Source organism: Bradyrhizobium sp. 190, assembly GCF_023073415.1.
GTDB lineage: Bacteria > Pseudomonadota > Alphaproteobacteria > Rhizobiales > Xanthobacteraceae > Bradyrhizobium.
Window position 1 is genome coordinate 901,888 of sequence record NZ_JADPJL010000008.1, and the last position, 24,549, is coordinate 926,436.

Genomic DNA, 24,549 nt, shown 5'->3' on the forward strand with positions numbered 1-24,549 from the left:
CCCGATACGCCTTTCCCAAAGCACTGGCGCTATTACATCTTCATCAAATGGGCGCTGATCGTCGGTGCGGTCGTGCTCGCCTTGAGACTGTTCGGAGTGTTTTGACGCGATGGGACAGGCATTGCCCAAACCTGGCTTGCGGCCGTTTTTGCCGGCGGATGTTCCGATGCTGGCGGCAATCTTCGTTGCCAGCATCGAGGAGTTGACCGGCGACGATTACAGCGAGGCGCAGCAGGAAGCCTGGGCTGCGGCTGCCGAGGACGAGGAAGCGCTCGGCGAGAAACTCGCCGGGCAGTTGACGCTGATCGCGACCATCCAGAATGCGCCGGTTGGCTTTGCCTCTCTGAAGGGCGCCGACCACATCGATATGCTCTATGTCCATCCGAGCGTGGCCGGACAGGGCGTTGCGTCGATGCTGGTCGATGCGCTGGAAAAGCTGGCCGGCGCCCGCGGTGCGAAATCCCTGACGGTCGATGCCAGCGACACCGCGGAACCGTTCTTCAAGAAGCGCGGCTATACCGCCAAACAGCGCAACACCGTCACCCTCAATGGCGAATGGCTCGCCAACACCACGATGCAGAAGACGCTGGCCGATACCGCCGCGCCGGGAGTTCCGACATGAGCCGCGAACGCCTCTATCTGTTCGACACCACGCTGCGCGACGGCGCGCAGACCAACGGCGTCGATTTCACGCTGCATGACAAGCAGATCATCGCGCAGATGCTGGACGATCTCGGTATCGACTATGTCGAGGGCGGCTATCCCGGCGCCAACCCGACCGACACTGAATTCTTTTCGGACAAGCCAAAGTTCGAGAGCGCCAAATTCACGGCGTTCGGCATGACGCGCCGTCCGGGCCGTTCGGCTTCGAACGATCCCGGTCTTGCGGCACTCATCGAAGCCAAAGCCGACGCGATCTGCTTTGTCGCGAAATCCTCCGCCTATCAGGTGCGGGTGGCGCTGGAGACCACCAACGAGGAAAACCTCGCCTCAATCCGCGACAGTGTCAGTGCGGCGAAGGCCGCCGGCCGCGAGGTGATGGTCGATTGCGAGCACTTCTTCGACGGCTACAAGGAGAACGCTGATTTCGCGCTCGCCTGCGCCAAGGCGGCCTATGATTCCGGCGCGCGCTGGGTGGTGCTGTGCGACACCAATGGCGGCACCATGCCGCACGAGATCGAGACCATCGTAGGCGCCGTCATCACTCACATTCCGGGCAGCCATATCGGCATCCACGCCCATAACGACACCGAGCAGGCGGTGGCCAATTCGCTGGCCGCCGTGCGCGCCGGCGCGCGTCAGATCCAGGGCACGCTGAACGGGCTTGGCGAGCGCTGCGGCAACGCCAATCTCTGTTCGCTGATCCCGACGCTGCGCCTGAAGAAAGAGTTCTCCGACGCGTTCGAGATCGGCGTCACGGACGAGAAGCTGACGACGCTGATGAAGGTGTCGCGAACGCTGGACGACATGCTCAACCGCGCGCCGAACCGCCATGCGCCGTACGTCGGCGAGAGCGCCTTCGTGACCAAGACCGGCATTCATGCCTCGGCCGTCATGAAGGATCCACAGACCTACGAGCACGTATTGCCGGAATTAGTCGGCAATCACCGCAAGGTGCTGGTCTCCGATCAGGCCGGCCGCTCCAACGTGATGGCCGAACTCGACCGCGCCGGCATCACCTACGAGAAGAGCGACCCGAAGCTGGCGCGTCTGGTCGAGGAGTTGAAGGAGCGGGAAGCGGCGGGCTACGCCTATGAATCCGCCAACGCCTCGTTCGACCTTCTGGCGCGGCGCACGCTCGGCCGGGTGCCGGAATATTTCAAGGTCGAGCAGTTCGACGTCAATGTCGAGCAGCGCTACAACGCCAACGGCCAGCGCATCACGGTGGCGCTCGCCGTGGTGAAGGTCGATGTCGCCGGCGAACGGCTGATCTCAGCGGCGGAAGGCAACGGCCCCGTCAACGCGCTCGACGTCGCCTTGCGCAAGGACCTCGGCAAGTACCAGAAATACATCGAGGGCCTGAAGCTGATCGATTATCGCGTGCGTATCCTCAATGGCGGCACGGAAGCGGTGACGCGGGTCCTGATCGAGAGCGAGGACGAGAACGGCGATAGCTGGATCACCATCGGCGTCTCACCCAATATCATCGCCGCCTCGTTCCAGGCGCTGATGGATTCGGTGGTCTACAAGCTGGTGAAGTCAGGCGCACCGGCGTGAGTTTGAACCTGTAGCTCGGATGGAGCGCAGCGCAATCCGGGATTCTCGCACGTGGCTTGACTGCCCCGGATTTCGCTGCGCTCCATCCGGGCTACAAGTGACGCAGGGAGAGAGCAGGGGCCCACTCCATGATCGACCACATCTCCGTCGGCGTCAGCAATCTCGAACGCTCCGCGCGGTTCTATGAAGCGACGCTTGCAGCCCTCGGCTTGTCTCGTCTGGTGACGCGGCCCGCAACCATCGGTTTCGGAAAAACCTATCCCGAATTCTGGATCAATCTCCGCGCCGGCATGACGCCCGTGCCGCCCGAGAGCGGAACGCACATCTGCCTTCGTGCCAAAACGACTGATGATGTCGATGCGTTTCACGCGGCGGCGCTGAAGTCCGGCGGCCGTTCCGACGGCGCGCCGGGCATGCGTCCGCACGATCGCGTCAAATATTACGCCGCCTTCGTCATCGACCCCGACGGCAATCGCATCGAGGCGGTGACGTTTCCCAGTGGGTGAAGCCTACAACTTCCGCGCCAATTCCGGCGCCATTTCCTTGCTGCCTTCCGGCGCGCGGGCGGCGGCGGCGCGCAGGCGCGGCACGATGTCCTCGACCCGTTCAGCCTTGAGGATGTCGATGTCCAGCGCCGGGCGGATGAATTCGGTTTCGCGCATATGCGCCAGCAGCGCGATCAGCGGTTCCCAGAATCCGTCGATATTGGCGAGCAGCACCGGCTTGGAGTGGCGCCCGAGTTGCTGCCAGGTCATCTGTTCGACCAGTTCCTCCAGCGTGCCGATGCCGCCGGGCAGGGCCACGAAGGCGTCGGAGTGTTCGAACATCAGCCGTTTGCGCTCGTGCATGTCGGGCGTGACGATCATTTCTTGAACGCGTGACAGCGCATGTTCGCGGGACTTCAGAAAATCCGGGATGATGCCGGTGACCAGGCCGCCGTGATCCAGCGTGGATTTGGCGACCGCGCCCATCAGCCCGACCGATCCACCGCCATAGACAAGCCGGATATTATTTTCGGCAAAAGCTTTTCCCAAAGCGAGGGCAGCTTCGACAAAGCTTGGGCTGGAACCGGGGCCGGAGCCGCAATAGACACAGACAGTTTTGATTTGATCGGTTTTGATTTGATCCATGGAGATGATGTGGCACTGCACCCGGCAAAGCTCAAGTCCGGTTGATTTCGGTGGTGCAGCACGAATAGGCCCGAAATCAAACCAAACGGGGGAAAGATTTATCTTTCAAGGCTGTACGGGGGAGTTAAACGCTCTATATGACGGACATATGCAGATCACGAGAAACCATCTGACGGCGGCCGGTGCGCCATCTTGCGTTGGGCGCGACATCGATGGCTGACCCTGATTCGCTTGACCGTGCCGCCCAACCTCTGGCCAGCGACTCTCCAGAAAAAGCGACCCTGACCGGGACGCTGGTGCATCTGTGGCCCTATATCTGGCCCGGCGACCGCGCGGACCTGAAGATGCGCGTGGTCTGGTCGATGGTGCTGCTGCTTCTGGCGAAGCTCGCGACGCTGACGGTGCCGTTCACCTTCAAATGGGCGATCGATGCGCTCAACGGCACGGGCACAGCACCAGTCGAAGCGTCGAACTGGATGCTGTGGCTGATCGCCTCGCCCTTGCTGATGACCGCGAGCTACGGCGCGGTGCGCGTGCTGATGGCGGTATTGACGCAGTGGCGCGACGGCATCTTCGCGCGCGTCGCGATGCATGCGGTGCGTAAACTCGCCTACATCACCTTCGTCCACATGCACGAGCTGTCGCTGCGCTTCCATCTGGAGCGCAAGACCGGCGGCTTGACGCGCGTGCTGGAGCGCGGCCGCACCGGCATCGAAGTGATCGTGCGGATGGTGATCCTGCAGTTGATCCCGACCATCGTCGAGGTGTCGCTCTTGATGGCGGTGCTGCTGTGGCAGTTCGATTGGCGCTACGTGCTGGTCACCGCGATCACCGTCGTGATCTACATGTACTACACCTATATCGCCACCGAATGGCGGATCGAAATCCGCCGCAAGATGAACGATTCCGACACCGAGGCGAACACCAAGGCAATCGACTCGCTGCTCAATTACGAGACGGTGAAATATTTCAGCTCGGAGCAGCGCGAGGCCGAACGCTACGACCGTTCGATGGAGCGCTACGAGCACAACAGCGTGAAGACCTATACCTCGCTGGCGGTGCTCAACACCGGGCAGGCGATCATTTTCACCATCGGCCTCACCGCGACCATGCTGATGTGCGCGCTCGGTGTCCGCAACGGCACCAATACGGTCGGCGATTTCGTCATGGTCAACGCCATGATGATCCAACTCTACCAGCCGCTGAATTTCATGGGCATGGTCTATCGCGAGATCAAGCAGGCGATCATCGACATCGAGAAGATGTTCAACGTGCTGCAGCGGAATCCCGAGATCAAGGATATCGCGGGCGCTGCGCCCTTGATCGTGAGCTCGGGAAATGTGCGCTTCGACGACGTGCGCTTCGCCTATGATCCGGAACGGCCGATCCTCAAGGGCCTCAGTTTCGAAGTCCCCGCCGGCAAGACGGTGGCGATCGTCGGTCCCTCCGGCGCCGGCAAGTCGACGATTTCGCGATTGCTGTTTCGTCTCTATGACGTCTCCAGCGGAAAAATCCTGATCGACGGGCAGGACATCCGGAACGTCACGCAGGCGAGCCTGCGCGCCTCGATCGGCATGGTGCCGCAGGACACCGTGCTGTTCAACGACACCATCCGCTACAACATCCGCTACGGCCGCTGGGACGCCGGCGATGCCGAGGTGGAGCAGGCGGCACAACTGGCGCAGATCGACAGCTTCATCCGGATGTCGCCGAAGGGCTACGAAACCCAGGTCGGCGAACGCGGCCTGAAATTGTCCGGCGGCGAGAAGCAACGCGTGGCGATTGCGCGCACTGTGCTGAAGGCGCCGCCGATCCTGGTGCTGGATGAGGCGACCTCCGCGCTCGACAGCCACACCGAGCATGAAATCCAGGAAGCGCTGGAGCGCGTCTCGCGTGGCCGCACGTCGCTCGTGATCGCGCACCGGCTGTCGACCATCGTCGGCGCCGACGAAATTATCGTGCTGGATCAAGGGCGCATCGCCGAACGCGGCACCCATGTCAGGCTTTTGGCGTCCGGCGGGCTCTATGCCAGCATGTGGAACAGGCAGCGCGAGGCCGAGGAGGCGCGGGAGAAACTCGCCCAGATCGACGACGGCAACGAGGCGCCGAACCGTGCCCCGCCGCCGGTCGATGATCCGCTCAACGAGCAGCCCAGAGACCCGCCCAACCCCAAAGATCCCTTGGCAACCGCCGCGGAATAATCCAAATACGGCGCTACTTTCCGAAACGGGAAGTCGGCCAGATAACAGTGAGCCTCGATGTCGATTGCGAATTCCATCCGCGCGCAGATCCCGCCGATCCATCCCGAGGGCTATCCCTTCATCGGCGCTTTTGCGGCGGTCAGCCTGATCCTGTTCTGGATCTGGACTCCGCTCGGCTGGATCGGCACGCTTTTGACGGTCTGGTGCGCGTTGTTCTTCCGCGATCCCGTTCGCGTCACGCCGGTGCGCGACGGCATCGTGGTGTCGCCGGCCGACGGCCGCGTCTCCATGATCGCGCAGGTGCTGCCGCCGGCCGAACTAGGTCTCGGCGACCGGCCGCTGCCGCGCATTTCGATCTTCATGAGCGTGTTCAACTGCCACGTGAACCGCAGCCCGGTGGCGGGCCGCATCGATCGCATCGCCTACCGGCCCGGCGCCTTCATCAACGCCGAACTCGACAAGGCCAGCGAAGACAATGAGCGCAATTCGCTTGTCATCTCGACCACGAACGGACGGATCGGCGTGGTCCAGATCGCCGGCCTGGTGGCGCGGCGGATTGTCTCATTCGTGCGGGAAGGCCAGTCGATCGGTGCCGGCGAGCGGTTCGGCCTGATCCGTTTCGGCTCGCGTCTGGACGTTTATTTGCCCGAAGGTTCGAAATCGCTGGTCTCCGAGGGCCAGACCGCGGTTGCCGGCGAGACGATTTTGGCTGATTTCGGGTCGAGCGAGCAGGGGCGGACGTTTCGGGCCGATTAACCACCTCTCGGCCACCTAAATGGCCGGGCGGCGCCGATGGTGAACCGGACCGGCGCTTGCTATATAATGGCAGGCATGTTGACCCCCGATCCCAAATACCCTGAACTGCGCCGCCGCCGTTTTCGCCCGATCCCGGTGCGGATGCTGGTGCCCAACGTCATCACCTTGCTCGCGATCTGCGCCGGGCTGACGGCGATCCGCCTGTCGATCGAAGGGCGGATGGAGCTCGCGGTCGCCGCCATCGTATTCGCAGCCGTCCTCGACGGGGTCGACGGCCGTGTCGCGCGCATGATCAAGGGCCAGTCGAAATTCGGCGCCGAACTCGACAGCCTTGCGGATTTCGTCAATTTCGGCGTCGCGCCCGGCCTGATGCTGTATTTCTGGCAGCTGCAAGAGCTGAACAATGGCGGCTGGATCGCGGCGATGGTGTTTGCGATCGCGGGCGGCCTGCGGCTGGCGCGTTTCAACGCCTCAATCGACGATCCGAACAAGCCTGCCTTTGCGGCGAATTACTTCACCGGTGTGCCGGCGCCGGCCGGCGCCATTCTTGCGATGCTGCCGTTCTATCTGGCGTTTCTCGGCGTCCCGAAGCCGCCGGCCATGCTGACCGCGGGCTATATACTTCTCATCGCGTTCCTGATGGTGTCGCGCCTGCCGGTCTTTTCCGGCAAGACGGTGCGGATGCGCGTGCCGCCGGAAATGGTGCTGCCGGTCTTCGTTTCGGTGGTGTTCTTCGTCGCCCTGCTGATCGGCTATCCCTGGCACATCCTGTCGATCGGCTCGGTGCTCTATCTCCTGAGCCTGCCCTGGGGGTGGAAGTCCTATCGCGACCATGAGCGCAAGGCGGCCGCCACAGTGCAATCGGACGTGACGGGCGAGGCTGCGCCATCGACTCCGGCGGCGCCGTTTTCGCCCGCCCCTGATGATGCCGAGGTCGAGCGGCCGGCGCGGCTGAACTGAGCGCTCCGAGCCACTTCCGATATAGCTGCCATGAGCCGCTGCCGAGTTGGGTTCGACGCCAATCTCGGCTATAGGGCATGCTGACGCACGGCTTTCAAAAGCAGCCGGCCAAGAACAATCAGGAGAGAACGCCGTGAACAAAGCCGTTACCGCCCCGCTGCCTGCTTCCGTCCTCGAAGCGCTGGCGCGCTATGACACGCCGACGATCTGCAATGCGATGGAAATCGTGGCGCCCGAACGCCGCCTGATCGGCTACACCACCAAGCCGCTGGTCTGCCCATTTCCCGATTTGCCGCCGATAGTCGGCTATGCCCGCACCGTGACGATCCGCTCGGTGCTCAAATCTACCCTTCCAGCCGATGAGCAGGCGAAGCGCCGCATCGCCTATTACGAATATGTCGGCACTGGTTTTGGTCCGCGCATCACCGTGATCCAGGATATCGATGGCGCCGACGTCGGCTACGGCGCGTTTTGGGGCGAGGTGCAGAGCAACGTGCACAAGGCGCTCGGCTGCCTCGGCGTCATCACCGACGGCTCGATCCGCGACATCCCGCAATGGGCGCCGGACTTTCAGGCGCTGGCCGGCTCGATCGGACCGTCGCATGCCTGGGTCCATGCCGAAAACTGGGGCGGCGAAGTGCGCGTCGCCGGCATGACGGTGCATTCCGACGACCTCATCCACGCCGACCAGCACGGCGCCATCGTAGTCCCGGTCGACATCGCGGCGAAGATTCCGGAAGCCGCCGAACTCTGCGGCCGGCGCGAAACGCCGATTCTGGAGATCGCGCGCAGCCCGGATTTCACACTCGAGAAGCTGAAAGAGGCGCTGAAGCGTTCGTCCGAGATCCACTGACAAAAAGTCAGGGTTAAACAAGCAGGGGGAAAACGTCATGAAGGAGTTCTGGGCGGCGCTGTCATTCTTAATCCTCTTCGGTGCCGCGGCTGCGCAGGCGCAAACCTACCCCTCTCGTCCCATCACGCTGGTGGTGCCTTTCCCGCCCGGTGGATCGACCGATGCTGCCGCCCGGATCATGGCCGAGCGGATGCGTGCTCCGCTTGGCCAGTCCGTCGTCATCGAAAATGTCGGCGGCGCCGGCGGCAGCATCGGTGTCGGGCGCGTCGCCCGCGCCGCGCCCGATGGTTACACCTTCGACATCGGCCAGTGGGACACCCATGTCGGCAGCATCATCTACAAGCTCGACTACGACCTCGAGAAAGACTTCGAGCCGATCGCGCTTGTTTCGAACAATCCCCAGCTCATGGTCGCCAAGAAAGACCTGCCGGCGAACACGCTTGGCGAACTGGTCGCCTGGATGAAGGAAAACCCGGGCAAGATCAACTTCGTCAACCAGAACGCGGCGGCGAACGTCACCGGCGTGATGTTCGAGAGCCTGACCAAGCAGAAAGTGCAGTTCATTCCCTATCGCGGCGCCGGTCCCGCGATGACCGACCTGATCTCCGGCACGGTGGATCTGCTGGTCGTGCAGGGCGCGGTAGCGCTGCCGCAAATCCGCGCCGGCAAAATCAAGGCGCTCGCCAATCTCTCGGCCACGCGCTCGGCCTCGATGCCGGATATTCCGACCGCGGACGAGACCGGCGTGCCCGGCCTCTATATGTCCGGCTGGTTCGGCTTCTGGGCGCCAAAGGGCACGCCGAAGGATGTCATCGCCAAGCTCAATGCCGCGACGGTGGAAGCGCTGGCCGACCCCGCGATCCAGAAGCGGTTTACCGAATTGGGGCTCGACGTCGCGTTCCGCGCGCAGCAGACCCCGGAGGGACTGGCCGCCTTCCAGAAGGCCGAGATCGAAAAATGGTGGCCGATCATCAAGGCCGCCGGCATCGGCGTGCAGGCGCAGTGAGCGCCAACCGCTATGGTTAGCGAATCCTTGAGACCGTGCGGGCCGTGGGCCCGCAATTCTACGACCACGCTTTAGGCTTAACCTTTACGCGTCTTTAATGGCGCGGTCGTAGGGTGCCTTTTGCGTGGCTCCGATCAGAGCGGCGCGGCCGGTCAGGATGGCCGGTGGTTCGCGTATGCGTCGGAGTTCAGAATGGATATCACCACGCTCGTTGGCCTGGTCGTCGGCATCATCGTACTGTGTGCGCTGATCCTGATGGGCGGTGACTTCCGGATGTTTTACGACATCCACGCCGTCATCATCATCTTCGGCGGCTCGTTCGCGGCGACGCTGATCCGCTTTCCGCTCAGCGCGATCCTGCACGGCATGCCGCTGGGCGCGAAATTCGCCTTCACCATGAGCCGCCTGTCGGCGCGCGACCTGGTCGACGAACTGGCCCGCATCGCCGAAATCGCCCGCAAGCAGGGGCCGGTCGGTCTGGAAAAGGTCGAGACCGACGAGCCGTTCCTCGCCAAGGGAATCCGCTACGTCGCCGACGGCTACGATCTCGAATTCATCCGCGACAACATGGAGCGCGATCGCGACAATTTTCTAATGCACCTGAACGAGGGTTCGAAGATCTATCGCGCGATCGGCGATTGCGCGCCGGCGTTCGGCATGATCGGCACGCTGCTCGGCATGGTGCAGATGTTCTCGAACATGTCGGATCCCTCAAAACTCGGTCCCTTCATGGCCGTCGCATTGTTGGCGACGCTTTACGGTGCGCTCGTGGCCAACCTGATCTGCCTGCCGATCGCCGACAAGCTGCATGGCAAGCTGATCGACGAGGAGACCAATCGCACGCTGATCATCGACGGCATCCTGATGATTCGCGATTCCAAGAGCCCGGCGCTGGTGCGTGAAATGCTGTTGGCCTATCTGCCCGAAAAACATCGTCACGAGGAAGGCGAACTGGCTCCGGCCTGATCGACGGCGGCATCCAGGCGCGGACGTAGAATATGGCAAAGAAAAAACGCGAAGAGGCGCATGGCGGTCACGGCTGGTTCGTGACGTTTGCGGACCTGATGGCGCTATTGCTGTCATTCTTCGTGATGCTGGTGGCGTTCTCCACCCAGGATTCCGCCAAGCTCAAGATCGTCGCCGGCTCCATGCGCGAAGCGTTCGGCGTGCAGACCGAGTCCAGATATTCGGGAATCGTCGAAGCCGACGGCCTGCCGACGCGGCCGAAACTGAAGAACGTCGAGCATATTTCGCCCGAGGAATCCTCCAATACCCCGACGCCCGACGACAAGGACCGTCAGCGCGAATGGGGTGCCAAACTGAAGGTCGATCGCGAGTTCGCGCTCGCCTCGGCCTCATTGCGCCAGGCGTTGCAGGACATGCCGGAACTGACCGAAATGTCCAAGCACATCATGTTCGAGGAAACCAAAGAGGGTCTCAATCTCGAAATCGTCGACCAGGATGGCCGCTCGATGTTCGCCGACGGCTCCAAGGTCCCCTATGACCGCACCCGCCGGTTGATCCAGAAACTGGCCGTGCCGTTGAAGGCGACACCGCTGCGGGTCAGAATTGTCGGCCACACGTCGGCCGGCTTGGTGCCAGCGCGCAGCGAATATGGCGCGTTCGATCTGTCGGCGGACCGCGCCAACGTCGTGCGTCAGATCCTCGAACGCGAGGGGCTGCCGCCATCCCATATCTACGCCGTCGGCGGCAGGGCCGACAGCCAGCCATTGTTTCCCGACGATCCGACATTGCCGGCAAACCGTCGCGTCACCATCACATTGATGCGCGAAAATCCGCCGCTTCCGCCAAACCTGAAGCCGTAAAACGGCGGAACTACCATAGTACCACCCCGTTATTTCGATCGGCTTTGCGTAAGCTCCGCATCGCATGCGGTGCTATGCTTGTCCGAGATTGACAGGCAGCGCGGAAGCGTCGATAGCCGCCCGGATCAATTCAACGACGAGAACGTTCCTCTTCCATCATGACTGTCAGCGTCACATCTACCGAAGCCCATGAGGGCCAGACCACCTCTGGCTTTTGGGCCCTGACGCTGGGGAGCATCGGCGTCGTGTTCGGCGATATCGGCACCTCGCCACTGTATGCGTTTCGTGAGGCTGTCACGCACGCGGCGGAAGGCCAGCCGGTATCGCGCATCATCGTGCTCGGTGTGCTCTCGCTGATCCTGTGGTCGCTCTTCATCGTCGTCACCGCCAAATATGTGCTGCTGCTGTTGCGCGCCGACAACAACGGCGAGGGCGGTACGCTGTCGCTGATGGCGCTGGGGCAGCGGGCGTTGGGCCGGCGGAGCTGGCCGTTGCTGGCGCTCGGCGTGGTCGGCGCCTCGATGTTCATCGGCGATTCCATGATCACGCCGGCGATTTCGGTCTTGTCGGCCGTTGAAGGTCTCAAGCTCGTCACGCCGGCGTTCGAGCACTACGTGGTCCCGCTGACGATCTTCATTCTGGTCGTTTTGTTCTCGGTGCAGAGCAGCGGCACCGCCCGCGTCGCCTCGCTTTTCGGGCCGGTTATGGTGGTCTGGTTCGCGACGCTGACGATTTTGGGCCTGATCCACATCAGCGACGATCCCACGGTGCTCTACGCGATCAATCCCTGGTACGCGATCCAGTTCATGCTTTCGCACGGCACGATCGGGCTGGTGACGATGGGTCTGGTGTTTCTGGCCGTGACCGGCGGCGAGGCGCTCTATGCCGACCTCGGTCATTTCGGACGGAAGCCGATCCAGGCCGGCTGGTTCTATTTCGTGATGCCGGCGCTCTTGATCAATTATTTCGGCCAGGGCGCGCTGGTGTTGGCCGATCCCGCAGCGATCGCAAATCCGTTCTATCGGTTGGTTCCCGGTATGCTGCTGTTGCCGATGGTGGTGCTCGCGACTGCGGCGACTGTTATCGCGAGCCAGGCGGTGATCACGGGCGCGTTTTCGCTGATCCGCCAGGCGGTGCAGCTCGGCCTCTTGCCGCGATTCGAAGTGCGCTACACTTCGGAGACGCATGCCGGCCAGATCTACCTGCCGCGCGTCAACCGCCTGCTGCTGATCGGGGTCGTGCTGCTGGTGCTGTTGTTCCGCACCTCGAGCGGCCTTGCCTCGGCCTATGGCATCGCCGTCTCCACCACCATGGTGGTCGACGGTATCATGGGCTTTGTCGTGATCTGGAAACTCTGGAACTGGCGCGCAGCGACGGCGGCGGCCGTCATCCTGCCCCTCGTCGTCGTCGACATGAGCTTCTTTGCTGCGAACCTCTTGAAGCTGCTTGACGGCGCCTGGGTGCCGCTGCTGTTCGGCGTTGCCGTGGCGGTGATGATCTGGACCTGGCGGCGGGGTGCGGCGATCCTGACCGCGAAGACGCGGCGCATCGAGGTGCCGCTGGTCGACCTGATCAAGAGTCTCGAAAAGCGTCCGCCCCACATCGTCAAGGGCACGGCGGTGTTTCTGACCTCCGATCCGAGTTTCGTGCCGACCGCGATGATGCACAATCTCAAGCACAACAAGGTGCTGCACGAGCACAATGTGATCCTGACCATCGAAACCGCCCAGACGCCGCGCGTCGATCCGTCCGAGCGCGTCAAGATGGAAAGCATCAGCCCGAAGTTCTCGACCGTGCGCTTGCGGTTCGGCTTCATGGAATCGCCGAACGTGCCCAAGGCGCTGGTGATCGCGCGCAAGCTCGGCTGGCAGTTCGACATCATGGCGACGTCGTTCTTCGTGTCGCGGCGGTCTCTAAAGCCATCGGCGCAGTCGGGCATGCCGCTATGGCAGGACCATCTGTTCATCGCGATGAGCCGGTCGGCGAACGACGCCACCGACTACTTCCAGATCCCCACGGGGCGGGTGGTGGAGGTCGGAACTCAGGTAACTATCTGATCAGCCTGAGAGATTTCTCAAGCATGCCCCTCTGACCCATGCGTTCGACGCATGTCTAGGGTCCGAATACGGCCTAACCTATGCGTCCACGGTAGGAGTATAGCCCTGCCGTTCTGAATTGTGCGTTGCAATAAGCAATCGAGGCGCAAATCCCATGTCATCTACAAGTGCGGTCACCGCGGCGGAAACGCCCGCGGCCAACGGTCATGGGGAAGTGCATTCCACCGCTGGCTTCAAAGCCCTGACGCTGGGCAGCATTGGTGTCGTCTATGGCGACATCGGCACCAGTCCGCTCTACGCTTTGCGCGAAGCCATCATCGCGGCCAGCGGGCCTGCGGGTATCGCCAGCCCGCAAGCCGTGCTCGGCGTGCTCTCGCTGATCCTGTGGGCGCTGATCGTCGTGGTGACGCTGAAATACGTCGTCATCCTGCTGCGCGCCGACAACAATGGCGAGGGCGGAACGCTGGCGCTGATGGCGCTGGCGCAGCGTGCGGTCACCAAGGGCGGCGCGATCGTGCTGCTCGGCATCATCTCCGGCGCGCTGTTCTACGGCGACGCAGTCCTGACACCGGCGCTATCGGTATTGTCCGCGATCGAAGGCATGAAGCTCGTCACAGTGACCTTCGAACACTATGTCGTGCCGCTGACATTGGTCATTCTTGTTGCGCTGTTTGCGGTCCAGTCCCACGGCACTGCGCGCGTTGCCGCATTCTTCGGACCGATCATGTGTGTGTGGTTCGCTGTCATCGCGATCGCTGCCGTGCCGCAGATCATGCTCCATCCCGAGGTGCTGTCGGCATTCAATCCGCTTTACGCGGTTTCCTTCATGCTCCATCACGGCATGATCGGCTTCATCACGCTGGGCGCGGTGTTTCTCGCCGTCACCGGCGCGGAGGCGCTCTATGCCGACCTCGGTCATTTCGGCAAGCGGCCGATTCAGACCGCGTGGCTGTTCATCGTGCTGCCGTCGCTGGCGATAAATTATCTGGGGCAGGGGGCGCTCCTGATTGGCGACCCCAAGGCCATCGAAAATCCGTTCTTCCTGATGTTCCCGGAGTGGGCGCTGATCCCGATGGTGGCGCTCGCCGCGGTGGCGACCGTGATCGCGAGCCAGGCCGTCATCACCGGCGCCTATTCGCTGACGCGTCAGGCGATCCAGCTCGGGCTGATGCCAAGGCTTGAAATTCGCCATACCTCGGAAGCGCATTCCGGCCAGATCTATATTCCCCGCATCAACATGCTGCTGTTTCTGGCGGTCATCCTGCTGGTGGTGCTGTTCCGCTCGTCGAGCGCGCTGGCATCCGCTTACGGAATCGCCGTGACGGGGACCATGGTGGTCACGGCCATGATGGGCTTTGTGGTGATCTGGCGGGTCTGGAACTGGTCGCCGATCGCAGCCGCCGCGCTGATCGCGCCGTTTTTGTTCCTCGACATCACCTTCCTCGCGGCCAATCTGCTGAAGGTGTTCGAGGGCGGCTGGGTGCCCCTGGCGCTGGGCGGCATCGTGATGCTGTTGATGTACACGTGGCGTCGCGGCAGCAAGCTGTTGTTCGAGAAGTCACGCAAGCTGGAATTCCCGCTGGCCGACCTGGTGGCGATGCTGGAGAAGCGTCCGCCGCAACGGGTGCCCGGCACCGCCGTGTTCCTGACCTCCGATCCCGAATGCGCGCCGACGGCTTTGATGCACAGCCTGAAGCACTACAAGGTGCTGCACGAGAAGAACGTCATTCTCACCATCGAGACCGCGCCGACGCCGCGGATCGACGACGCCGAACGGGTGCGGATGGAGCAGCTCAGCGAGACCTTCTCGCGGGTGACGCTGAAGTTCGGCTTCATGGAATCGCCCAACGTGCCGAAGACGCTGGCGATCGCCCGCAAGCTCGGCTGGCAGTTCGACATCATGTCGACGTCGTTCTTCCTGTCCCGCCGTGCGCTCAAGCCCGCCGCGCATTCAGGCATGCCGCGCTGGCAGGACCTGCTGTTCATCCGCCTCAGCCAATCGGCCAACGACGCCACGGATTACTTCCAGATTCCGACCGGGCGGGTGGTGGAAGTGGGAACGCAGGTGACGATCTAGGAGCGTGAGCCAATAACTCCGCCATCAGCGGGCATGGGACTTTTATGACATTCCTATACCGCCGGCCGGCTTGTCCTCTCGAGTTTATATGCCGGCAGACCAATCTCTCTCGTGCGGTCGAAAATTGCGACCGAACCGGAGGGAGAACGAGTCATGTGTGCGCAGGTCGTTGTTCAGGAACGGCGCGCCCTTTTAGCGGATTGGATGTCGAGAAAGTCCATGCGCTTGGCCGTGCTGCTCGGCGTCCTTCTAACCGTTAGCGTCGCGGTCAACGCGATGATAATCTTCGCCGATGCCAGCAGGCCATAACCGGCTGGCTCATTTCAGAGCCGCGACCTCGCGTGCTGGTGCTCTTCGGCCAACGTGTTGTCGCCCGAGTGCTAGACAGGAGTTCAAGCGGTGGCCGATGTTGAATCGAAGCTGCAGCAGGACATCACACCGGCGCCCGATGCCGATGCCCTTTTTGGCCCGGTAGCATCGGAGTTAGTGCGCTACCTTGCTTCAATAGCAATGACCGCCGCTGCGACGGTGGTGGCTGTCGGTGTCGAGACCAAGGTGACCATCCCCAACCTATCTCTGGTATTTGTCGTTCCAGTGATCATCGCGGGCGTCAGCCTCGGTCTGGGTCCGTCACTCTGTTCGGCGATACTGGGCGCTCTGGCCTTCAATTTTTTCCTGACCGAGCCTCGCTACTCACTGGCCGTCGACGACCCGTCGAACATCTGGGCGATCGGACTGCTGCTTGTCGTCGGTCTGATCGTGAGCGGCGTTGCCTTCACCTCCCGCCAGAGGGCGATCGAGGCGGCACGATTAAGAAGGCAGGCGACTGTCCTGCAAAGCTACAGCCGTGACGTCGTCGCGGCCGATAATACCAACACGATCGTCTCAATCACTTCCCAAGCTCTTGCAACACTCTTCCGGGTTCCTGTCGTCGTGATGCTTGTTACGGAGGGCAGGGTGGTTTCCTTCGAGCAAGTCGGCGACGCAGAGCCCCAGGAGGCCGAATTAGAGGCGGCGCGATCGGCCCTGGCGACTGGAACTGTCATGCGCAGCGACGTTTACCCGAACCTGGCCTCGCGCTTTGACTTTTGGCCCGTGCCGACGGCCGAAGGACCGAACGCCGTCATCGGACTCGCATTCGATCCGGACGAGCGTCCTGCGGCACCGGATACGCTGGTCAACATCGTCGTGCGTGTCTTGGCCCTGGTGCTTGACCGTCAACATGCACGGGGCTAGACGCGCTACTCGGCCCGCAAATCGAATCCGAGGACGCGATACAGGCGCTGCAAGACTGCAACAAAGCCCCGCCAATCTTATAGTGCCAAGATGGTGCATCCCGCCCAATAGTTCGGAGGAAGCTCGTTGTGAGCGTCGTGGCAGCCCACCTGTATCGCAATGGCAGGGAAGCAAAAGTCGTTTCATTAGATGAGCCCATCGATTGCAGGGGCAAATCCGAGTTTGTCTGGATCGGATTGTTCGAACCTTCGAAACGAGAGCTTGAGCAGCTTGAGAAGAATTACGGGCTTCATCCTCTTGCGATTGAGGACGCATTCAAAGCGAACCAAATACCGAAGGTTGACGTCTACGGCGACCAACTATTTGTAATGACGCGCACCGCTCATCTTGAGCGCGATCGCATAGCCTACGGCGAAACCGCAATTTTTGTCGGGAAGAATTTCATCATTTCGGTCCGGCATGGCTCGGCACGGGCGCATAGCGAGCTCCGCGCGCAACTCGAAGCGGCGCCTAGCCTGCTGGGCCAAGGCCCAGACTATGTTCTCCACGCCATCCTCGATTTCATCGTTGATGGCTATTTCCCGGTTGTCGAAACGATCGAGGAGCGCGTTCTGGTCATGGAGCAAAGCGCTCTCGACAGCTTCCTCAGCCGCACAGAGGTCAAGCGAATCTTCGGCCTGCGCCAGGAACTGATCCGCTTTAAGCGGATCATCGGCCCCATGACGGAGGTCTGCGGCCGGCTCGTGCACCTCGATACACCGTGTCTCGACGCCAACGCTCGTCCTTATTTCCAAGACGTCCTGGACCACGTGCGACGCGTCGATGCGATGGTGAGCTCCTTGCGAGACGTCCTGACTTCAGTTTTTGAGGTGAGCAACCTACTGGAGCAGCAGCGTCAGGGTGTGATCACGCGGCAGTTGGCCGCTTGGGCTGCGATACTGGCCGTACCCACCGCGATCGCCGGGATATACGGCATGAATTTCGAAAATATGCCCGAGTTGAAGACCCAATATGGCTACTTTGTCGTCGTTGGTATTATCGCTCTGCTTTGCACAGTGCTTTACTTGCGTTTCAAACGCGCTCGATGGCTCTGATAGTAGGGGTCGCCGCTTTGCCGGGCTGGCAAGACCTGCTGTTCATCCGCCTCAGCCAATCCGCCAACGGCGCCACGGATTATTTCCAGATCCCGGCGGGCGGGTGGTGGAAGTGGGAACGCAGGTCACGATCCAGGGCGTGAACCCAAAAGTTCCGCCTAAATTGTCGCAAGACGGCAACAGCTTGATTTTTTTTGGGCGGAACAGAACATCTGACTCCACACGCATCCCGGTTTGGACCAGTCTCTTGAAGCCGGGGGTCGGCGGATCGAAGTTTTGCCCGGCTGGCCGCAGGGCGCGAATGCCCGCGGCATTTCAATGCGACTGTGGGACTGTGCTCGGAAGCCTAAGCTGAAGCCTTGAGAGTGGCAAAATATTCCGATGCGATGACACTGTGAGGAGTAGCGCAAATGAGTTTCATCGGCGCGAACGACCATTCCAGCCCCGATAATCCCGAAGATCCGCTGTACTACGCACCGCGCTCGGCGCGCGGCACGGCGAACCCACGATCTAGCGTGACACCGCAGAGATCAGACCATTTGCCTCCCACGCCCCCGTTGTCTCGTTATGATGAGATGCGCGAGGAGGCTTTCGCCAAATTCACCCGTCCGCTGGAGTCCCAATTCGTTTATGAACGCCGTCGACCACGCGGACTGCTCGCCACTGCGGGTGCAATTGCCGCAGCGATCGGTGTCACGGTGATCCTGGCGCTCGTTTTGTTCAACGTGTTTCCAAGGTCGAAAAGTGATCCCTCGGAACTCGCCGTTTCCATTTCGACTCCTGCATCGGCGACGCCGGCCCAGGTGACGTCCGAAGACTCCCAGGCGCTGCTTCAAGGATTCAAGCAGTTTCAAAAGATACAAGAAGGCCAAGACCCGGAACATGCTGTTTCCGAACCCGCCTCCGTTGGAACGGCTAAAGCAGGGCCCGAAAAATCCCAAGCTCTGCTTGAAAAATTCATTCAGTGGCAGCAAAGGAAATAGCGTCAAGAACAGGACACGCGGGCCGGCGATTTCCGAAAGCCGTCTCCTATCAATGAAGCTCGCCGAGCAACGCCTTGGCCTTTCGAAGGTCGCTTGTGTCAAAACCTTCGGTGAACCAATGGTAGATGGGGGCGAGAAGGTCACGTGCCATTTGCCGTTTTCCCTGATCGCTCAAGAGCCGCGCCAGGCTCATGGCCGCGCGCAATTCCCACGACTTTGCCTGCTGTGCTCGCGCAACGGTCAGGGAATGCTCGAAATACGCTTGGGCTTTCGCCACGTCTCGCTGCGGCGACTTGAGCGCGATTTCACCGGCAACGCGATAAGCTTCAGCCTCGCACCATCTTTCCTTGGTTGCGTCCATCGCCGTCATTGCTTTGTCGATGCAGCGCCAGGCATCATCGAACTGGCCTGAATCGGCGTGAGCGGTTGCCAGCATGAACTCGTGCTCCGGTGTAAATATCGTCGATCCGGCTGACCGCCATAAATCGATGCCCGCCGTGACGATCTCGACGGCTTTTGCGGCTCCTGTGAGGGTCAGGATATAGCCCCGCCGTAACACGCCTTCCGCTTTTCGGAACGGGGCACCTTTCTCCTCGGCTAACACGACAAGCTCTTTGAGACGCTCGTTTGCCGCGTGGTAATTCCCGCAGTAGGTATTAACAAGAATCGGGAAATTCAGCGTAAACATCAAGGTGGCAGCATGCTCAATCTGGCGCGCTTCCGCTAGCGCGCACTCTGCGTCGTTGAGCGCAGCCTCAGGATAACCGAGCAGCCATGAGGCCATTGAACGAAAGGCCAGGCACGTCACCCGGAGGTCCTGGCCAAATCGCGTCATCAATCGCCGGTGCTCGGCGGGGCGGTAGAGGGCAAGGACTTCATTGTAGTGTGCTTTGGCCTCAACGAGGTCTCCCATGAACGCGAGCGTACTCGCCATGGTGCGGTGTCCAACCATGAGCGGCACCGCCGCTCCCTCCTTCTCGCCGAGCGCCAAAAACCGTGCCGCGAGCTTTTGCGCAGCATCACCATTGAAGTTTATGAAATTAACGATCCACTGGCCAAAGAGAGCTGACAGCAGCAACGAAGGGTCGTCGGGAGGTTCTCCGAGCCGTTCGGCTTGCTCGATCAACGCTCTCACCTGGGCTACGGCAGCCTTCGTTTCGGGTGCGCCATATCCTTTGACATGCATGAGCGTGTTCAAGAGTGCGACTTGCAAAATGATCTGCTCGCGCCGTAAGTCGGACGTGCTGGGCAAGGTTGCGATTTGCGCCAGAGCCTGGCTAAGTTGTTCTGCGGCTTCGACCAGTGCCGAGCGCTCCTGTGACCGCTGTCCCGCCTTGCCCCACAGGCGCGCTGACTTCTCAATCAGGTCGGCCTTTGTGTAGTGACGCGCCAGCAGCTCAGGCTGGCTCTCGGCGATTTCTGCGAACTGACTTTCGAGGATTTCGGCGATGCGCGCATGCAGCGCACGCCTCGGCTCTCTCAACAACGTACTGTAGGCTGCGTCCTGCACCAGCGCATGCTTGAACAGGTAGCTGGCATGTGGCGGGGTGCCCTGTCGAAACAACAAGCCCGCCGCAATGAGCCGGTCGAGGTCGGAGTCCAATTCTGGCTTCGGCTTTCGCACGAGCGCAGCCAGCAGCATGTGAGGAAATTCCCGGCCGATCGCCGCGCCGACCTGTGCCACGTCCTTCGCCGGGCCGAGCCGATCGAGCCGCGACATCAGCGAAGCCTGAAGGCTTGCCGGAACCGCCACGACAGGCGTTGGTGCCCCCGCGCAAACCCGCTGCGCATCACTCTCATCCTCCGCGTCCAGCACCGCCTTGGTCATCTCCTCGGCGAACAGTGGAATGCCGTCGGTGCGCTCGATGATGTCCTGGCGAATGCCCGCCGGCAACGATCGGTTGCCGACGACTCTCTCGATCAGGAAATCGATGTCGCACGGCGCCAGTCGATGGAGGGTCAGCTCAGTCACGTGCGGCGGTCCGATCCAGGGCGGGCTGAATTCCGGCCTGAAGGTAACGAGTATCAAGAGCCGGTGGCTCACGGCCAGGTCCACCGCCCGGGCGAACAATTCGAGGCTGGTTGGATCGGTCCAATGCGCATCTTCGAAAATCATCAGCACGGGATTGATCCGCGCCAGCGCCTCGATGTGCGAACCAAGAGCTTTCAGCGTTTTCTGACGGCGGAGCTGTGGCTCAACTTCAACCGGCGGATAGCGTCCATCGTTGGGCAGCGACAGCATTTCGGCAAACAGCGCCGCATCCTCTGAAGGCGTCGAGCTTTGCGCCAGCAGCGCGTCAAGCTTGTCCATTTTCGCTTGCTGGCTGTCATCGTGAGCAAAGCCAGTGGCGCGCAACATCTCGCCGATCACCGGATAGAGCGTGCTGTCGGTATGCTGCGGCGAGCAGAAGTACTGCAGGCGTATGTGCGGCTCGTGAGCAAGCTGTTCCAACAGCGCGACGGTGAGCCGCGATTTTCCGATCCCCGCTTCACCTGAAAGCAGCACCACCTGACCTTCGCCACCCTTGGCCCGCTTCCATCGGCTCAGAATTAGCTCCATTTCTTCATCACGACCGATCAGCGGCAGTACATCGCAGCTTTGGAGAGCGTGCGATCGGCTGGTCACCGTTGTCCTGCCGGCGACTTGCCAAGCGGCGACTGGTTTTACGAGACCCTTGATCTCGACTTTACCGAGATCGAGATACTCGAATTGCGGTCCCGCGATCGTCTTTGTGCGACCCGAGATAACAACGCTGCCGGGTTGTGCGAGCGATTGCAGTCGGGCGGCAAGGTTCGGGGTGTCGCCAAGGATGCCATGCTCCTCCGAAATCGCGCTGTCAGACATATCGCCGACAATCGCGACACCCGTTGCAACACCGACGCGCGCGCTCAATTTCTCTTTCGCGGGCAAGGCGGCGATCGCGTGCACTAACGCGAGGCTGGCTTGAACGGCGCGTTCTGCGTCGTCTTCGTGCGCCTGAGGATAGCCAAAACATACGACCGCACCGTCCCCATGATGTCGCGCGACAAAGCCGTCGAAATGGGCAACCGTTTCAGTAATGCAGCGCCGGTAGCCGGCGATGATTGCGCTGAAGTCTTCGGGATCGAGCCTCGCGGAGAGCGCAGTCGATCCGACCAGGTCACAGAACAGTACCGTAAGCTGTCGGCGCTCGATCGGGCGTGAGTCCCGTGCCATCGGCACCACCGCGGGAGAATCCACGCGCATTTTGGTGCCGCAGTCACCGCAAAACTTGGCTAGGGCCGAGTTTGCCGCGCCGCAGGCCATGCAGCGCCGCACTACTGCAGCTCCGCATTGCCCACAGAATTTCCTTTGCTCCAGGACTTCGGCTGCGCAATTCGTGCAGTGCATCCGGACCTCAACGGACATCAAGACGCCACTACAATGCGCCAGAAGTCGAGCGATCCATGTGATCGTGGTCACAACTCCGGGTGGTCCGTCTCGATGTTCCGGTACGGGTCAGACTGGGGCATCGAGACTTAGCCGGGTGATGTCGGTGCTGGCCCTCGATAACGGGGTTCCTCAGGTCGCCTGTTTACGTCTGAAAGTGCCAAAGGCGGACGAGAGCTACTCGCTCAGCGACCGGATCAGTCCGGTGCCATTCAATCGCGGTGTGCCGCTTCCCAATCTTTTGCAGCCTTCACCGACTCTTCGAAAGCTGCGCCGCTTTCGAGCAGCGCACGTTTGAATGCGGGTTCGAGCGGCTGTTCGGCGCCAGTATCGTCGAGCGGCATCTTGTCTTCCCGCACCGCCGTCATTAACCGGGCAATCTCGCCTGCCGCATGGGCCGGTGTGTGCATCAGCACCAGCCGGCGCATCGGCATGGGGTTGTTCGGCACGTGACAATTATCGCATTGCGCGTCGCGCATCCGCAGCGCCAGCGTCCTGTAGGTGGAGTCGAGCGTTGCTAGATAAGGATTGTTTGGCCGGAACAAGCCGTCGAAGAGCGTCACGCGCGGCTGGATGCGTCCCTCCTTGTCCATCCACATCCATTTGCTGTCGAACCTGGGCCATATCGGTTGCGTGGAGACAACAGGGCTGTCGCTGCCCCGCTCGGTAAATTGCCCGATGACGATCTTCGCGGTCTTTGACCCAGAGCAGGACCGCATTCGCGGCTTGATAAACACCCCACTTCGCCTCCAGGTGCCAGAACGGATAGGGAAACTGCCCAGGCGGCAACAAGTTGCGGAACCCGGCCCGCAGACGGATCAGGTACAATCGCTCGCGCTCGACGTACTCGGTGCTGTACTCGCCGCCTGTACATGAACAGCGGGAGGTAAAGACCGGTAATCACATCGGGCGAAAACTGCGTGAGGTTGGTGTCACTGAGCGCCGCCGCGGCATCCTGGTTCCGGCGACCCCACAGCAGTCGCGGCGCGAGGCTGCGCCGCAGCGCGGAGTCGCCGAACAGGCTGCGCCGGCATCGGTCGAAGGCTGCCGAACATGGGCTTACCGCGTCGGCTTCATGTAATTTGCCACGAGATGGTCGGCGACCTTGCGACCCATTGCATCTCCGATCTCCAGCGAATTGCGGAAATGAATGCCGCCCCAGACGCGCACTTCTTTGTGCTCCTGGGCCATCTGCGCAAAGCTGGTGAATTGGCGTGAAAGCCGCGCGTCGGAAGTATCGGTCGCGACGAAACTTTCCGTCCCGTTGCCGAAAACTGCCTCCAGAACGCCGCGCGCCGCACCCGCGTTGATCCCCGCCTGCGACGGGTATTCCGGATGCATCGGCGTGGTGTTCAGTGGCTGCCAGCCTGCGACGCGTTCAGTCGCATCGTTGCCGTCCTGGTCGCCGTTGCGGATCGCGGTGATCGGCCGCCAGAAGTTATATTGGAATTTGGCGTCCCAATCGACGATGAAGCAATTGGCGAGTGCCATGGACATCAGTGCGAACACCCGCGCGCTTTCCGCCACCGGGAGGCTGTGACGAGCGGAAGCCTGTCTGGCCGCCTGGAACCATGCGGGCCCAAGGTTGGCCTGTGTCCAGAAGCGCACGACGTCGGACTGCGCGTCGGTCCGCTTCGTGCTTTTCACTCCGCCCATTTCCTTGGTTTCGTTGTAATCGCGCGCGTAAAGCGCACTGTTGAGGGCCGGTGGCGGAGCCGGGCGGAACTGACTCGCACTCTCCATGCCCCACGGCTTGGCGGTCGCATATTGAGGGAAGAGCGGCGGCGTGGTCGGTACCCATACGCCGGGCGTGGTGAGTGGGCGGTATGTGTCGGGCGTGTTTGTCGCGTCGCTCTGCCGTTCCGTGAAAACGGCGTCCGCAACTTTTACGCCTAAATCAATACCCGCGGTTCGTGCGGGGTTGTCCGGAATGGTTTTCATCGTCTCTGCGAAGGCTGCATCGATCCGCTCCTTCTGGCCAGGATACTGGCGCATGAGAATTTCGCGGGCAGCCGCCGCGGCCGCGGCCTCGGCTGAGGCGATCGGGTCACTTGGAAGTTCCGGTATGTACCGTGAATATCGATTCTGCACCGAATTGACCGCGTCAGACATAGACACGTTCACCAGAGCCATGCTGCGCGTCCACGGATTACCGGCCACGTTGACCGCCTTCATCACGTCCATTGCGGTGCTATTCCAGTCGGTGATGACGTCCGCACGGACCGGTGTATTGGCTGAAATTAGAGCCAGGCCGACGATTGCAGCTTTCAGCACGTTCATCGTTGCCTCCTTCGAAAAGTTGGATTTTCGAATGACCGCCAATGTGGTGTGAATGTACCTCCGTAATCATCTTGCCGTGCGCGCATCCGCATCCGCGCTCCGTCACGCGAAAGCGTCACTCAACTACTGGGGTCCATTACAATTTTTGCCAGGTAGTGCGACTGCGGCAGTGCTTAGTGAACGTCGAGCCTGCGCTCAGCCGTGTCCGTTGTCGAAGCTGACATCGCGGACCAGCGGTCTTCAAAACTCGCAGTTGGGAGATTGTTCGAGTCAGCCGGGCCGCCTTTCGAGTTGGTCGTGCCCTCGGTCCAAGGCGAGTGCGACCTCATGGTGACGGCGGTTGCGGCAACAGCGAGCAGCGCGACGGCCACGAACCCAGTAATCGTTCGATGCTTCGTCATCAGAACCTCCTGTGGTCCCAAAGTCCCTTAGCGTGGGTCACGGGAACTTGGCGAAGGTTCAAC

At 61.5% G+C, this 24,549-nt stretch carries 20 protein-coding genes; 15 read left to right on the forward strand and 5 right to left on the reverse strand.

The genetic code is table 11. From position 1 onward, the window contains the following. Window positions 1-109 precede the first annotated feature (109 nt). From IVB22_RS08145 to IVB22_RS08155, 3 genes are all read left to right on the forward strand, one after another. On the forward strand, window positions 110-622 hold the full coding sequence (locus IVB22_RS08145) for a GNAT family N-acetyltransferase (protein ID WP_247516772.1): 513 nt from the start codon (window positions 110-112) through the stop codon (window positions 620-622). Continuing rightward, the gene (cimA, locus tag IVB22_RS08150; RefSeq protein WP_247516773.1) at window positions 619-2,217 is read left to right on the forward strand and encodes a citramalate synthase; all 1,599 of its coding nucleotides are present in this window, start codon (window positions 619-621) and stop codon (window positions 2,215-2,217) included. The genes IVB22_RS08145 and cimA overlap by 4 nt, the downstream gene beginning before the upstream one ends. A 128-nt stretch (window positions 2,218-2,345) precedes the next feature. After that, a complete protein-coding gene (locus IVB22_RS08155) occupies window positions 2,346-2,723 on the forward strand; it encodes a VOC family protein (RefSeq protein WP_247516774.1) in 378 nt (125 codons plus the stop codon). A 3-nt stretch (window positions 2,724-2,726) separates the two neighbouring features. Here IVB22_RS08155 and IVB22_RS08160 read toward each other — a convergent pair whose 3' ends face one another. Then, complete coding sequence (locus tag IVB22_RS08160; protein ID WP_247516775.1) at window positions 2,727-3,347, reverse strand: TIGR00730 family Rossman fold protein; 621 nt, start codon at window positions 3,345-3,347, stop codon at window positions 2,727-2,729. Window positions 3,348-3,559: 212 nt separating this feature from the next. On the opposite strand from IVB22_RS08160, the gene IVB22_RS08165 reads away from it, so the two are divergent. The 12 genes from IVB22_RS08165 (at window position 3,560) to IVB22_RS08220 (ending at window position 18,396) form a co-directional block, all read left to right on the forward strand. Next, window positions 3,560-5,548: an ABC transporter ATP-binding protein/permease gene (locus IVB22_RS08165; RefSeq protein ID WP_247516776.1), complete on the forward strand. Its 1,989-nt coding sequence runs from the start codon at window positions 3,560-3,562 to the stop codon at window positions 5,546-5,548. Window positions 5,549-5,605: 57 nt separating this feature from the next. Then, window positions 5,606-6,304: a phosphatidylserine decarboxylase gene (locus tag IVB22_RS08170; protein ID WP_247516777.1), complete on the forward strand. Its 699-nt coding sequence runs from the start codon at window positions 5,606-5,608 to the stop codon at window positions 6,302-6,304. A gap of 66 nt (window positions 6,305-6,370) precedes the next feature. Continuing rightward, window positions 6,371-7,264, forward strand: a complete 894-nt coding sequence (locus IVB22_RS08175; RefSeq protein WP_374207483.1) for a phosphatidylcholine/phosphatidylserine synthase — start codon at window positions 6,371-6,373, stop codon at window positions 7,262-7,264. A 133-nt stretch (window positions 7,265-7,397) separates the two neighbouring features. Beyond that, window positions 7,398-8,117, forward strand: a complete 720-nt coding sequence (locus tag IVB22_RS08180) for an RraA family protein (protein ID WP_308200365.1) — start codon at window positions 7,398-7,400, stop codon at window positions 8,115-8,117. Window positions 8,118-8,154: 37 nt separating this feature from the next. Beyond that, on the forward strand, window positions 8,155-9,123 hold the full coding sequence (locus IVB22_RS08185) for a tripartite tricarboxylate transporter substrate binding protein (RefSeq protein WP_247516778.1): 969 nt from the start codon (window positions 8,155-8,157) through the stop codon (window positions 9,121-9,123). Window positions 9,124-9,315: 192 nt separating this feature from the next. Continuing rightward, window positions 9,316-10,089: a motility protein A gene (locus tag IVB22_RS08190; RefSeq protein ID WP_247516779.1), complete on the forward strand. Its 774-nt coding sequence runs from the start codon at window positions 9,316-9,318 to the stop codon at window positions 10,087-10,089. A gap of 32 nt (window positions 10,090-10,121) precedes the next feature. After that, window positions 10,122-10,949, forward strand: coding sequence for a flagellar motor protein MotB (locus IVB22_RS08195; protein ID WP_247516780.1), 828 nt, complete (start codon window positions 10,122-10,124; stop codon window positions 10,947-10,949). Between the two features lie 158 nt (window positions 10,950-11,107). Further along, entirely contained in the window at window positions 11,108-13,006 is a 1,899-nt protein-coding gene (locus IVB22_RS08200) for a potassium transporter Kup (RefSeq protein WP_247516781.1), read from the forward strand. A gap of 154 nt (window positions 13,007-13,160) precedes the next feature. Next, entirely contained in the window at window positions 13,161-15,083 is a 1,923-nt protein-coding gene (locus tag IVB22_RS08205) for a potassium transporter Kup (RefSeq protein ID WP_247516782.1), read from the forward strand. A 399-nt stretch (window positions 15,084-15,482) separates the two neighbouring features. Then, window positions 15,483-16,319, forward strand: a complete 837-nt coding sequence (locus IVB22_RS08210) for a DUF4118 domain-containing protein (protein ID WP_247516783.1) — start codon at window positions 15,483-15,485, stop codon at window positions 16,317-16,319. Between the two features lie 128 nt (window positions 16,320-16,447). Next, window positions 16,448-17,413 carry a magnesium/cobalt transporter CorA gene (gene corA / locus IVB22_RS08215; RefSeq protein ID WP_247516784.1) on the forward strand — a complete coding sequence of 322 codons (966 nt, stop codon included), beginning with the start codon at window positions 16,448-16,450 and terminating at the stop codon, window positions 17,411-17,413. 410 nt (window positions 17,414-17,823) lie between these two features. Beyond that, window positions 17,824-18,396, forward strand: a complete 573-nt coding sequence (locus tag IVB22_RS08220; RefSeq protein WP_247516785.1) for a hypothetical protein — start codon at window positions 17,824-17,826, stop codon at window positions 18,394-18,396. A 49-nt stretch (window positions 18,397-18,445) separates the two neighbouring features. On the opposite strand, the gene IVB22_RS08225 is transcribed toward IVB22_RS08220, so the two are convergent. The 4 genes from IVB22_RS08225 to IVB22_RS08240 all read right to left on the reverse strand — a co-directional run bounded on the left by IVB22_RS08225 (window position 18,446) and on the right by IVB22_RS08240 (window position 24,486). Continuing rightward, window positions 18,446-21,784, reverse strand: coding sequence for an AAA family ATPase (locus IVB22_RS08225; RefSeq protein ID WP_308200366.1), 3,339 nt, complete (start codon window positions 21,782-21,784; stop codon window positions 18,446-18,448). Window positions 21,785-22,017: 233 nt separating this feature from the next. Further along, window positions 22,018-22,542 (reverse strand): hypothetical protein, encoded by a 525-nt coding sequence (locus IVB22_RS08230; RefSeq protein ID WP_247516787.1) that lies wholly within the window; start codon window positions 22,540-22,542, stop codon window positions 22,018-22,020. 322 nt (window positions 22,543-22,864) lie between these two features. After that, window positions 22,865-24,085, reverse strand: coding sequence for a vanadium-dependent haloperoxidase (locus tag IVB22_RS08235; RefSeq protein ID WP_247516788.1), 1,221 nt, complete (start codon window positions 24,083-24,085; stop codon window positions 22,865-22,867). Between the two features lie 173 nt (window positions 24,086-24,258). Then, a complete protein-coding gene (locus IVB22_RS08240) occupies window positions 24,259-24,486 on the reverse strand; it encodes a hypothetical protein (protein ID WP_247516789.1) in 228 nt (75 codons plus the stop codon). Between the last annotated feature and the right edge of the window lie 63 nt (window positions 24,487-24,549).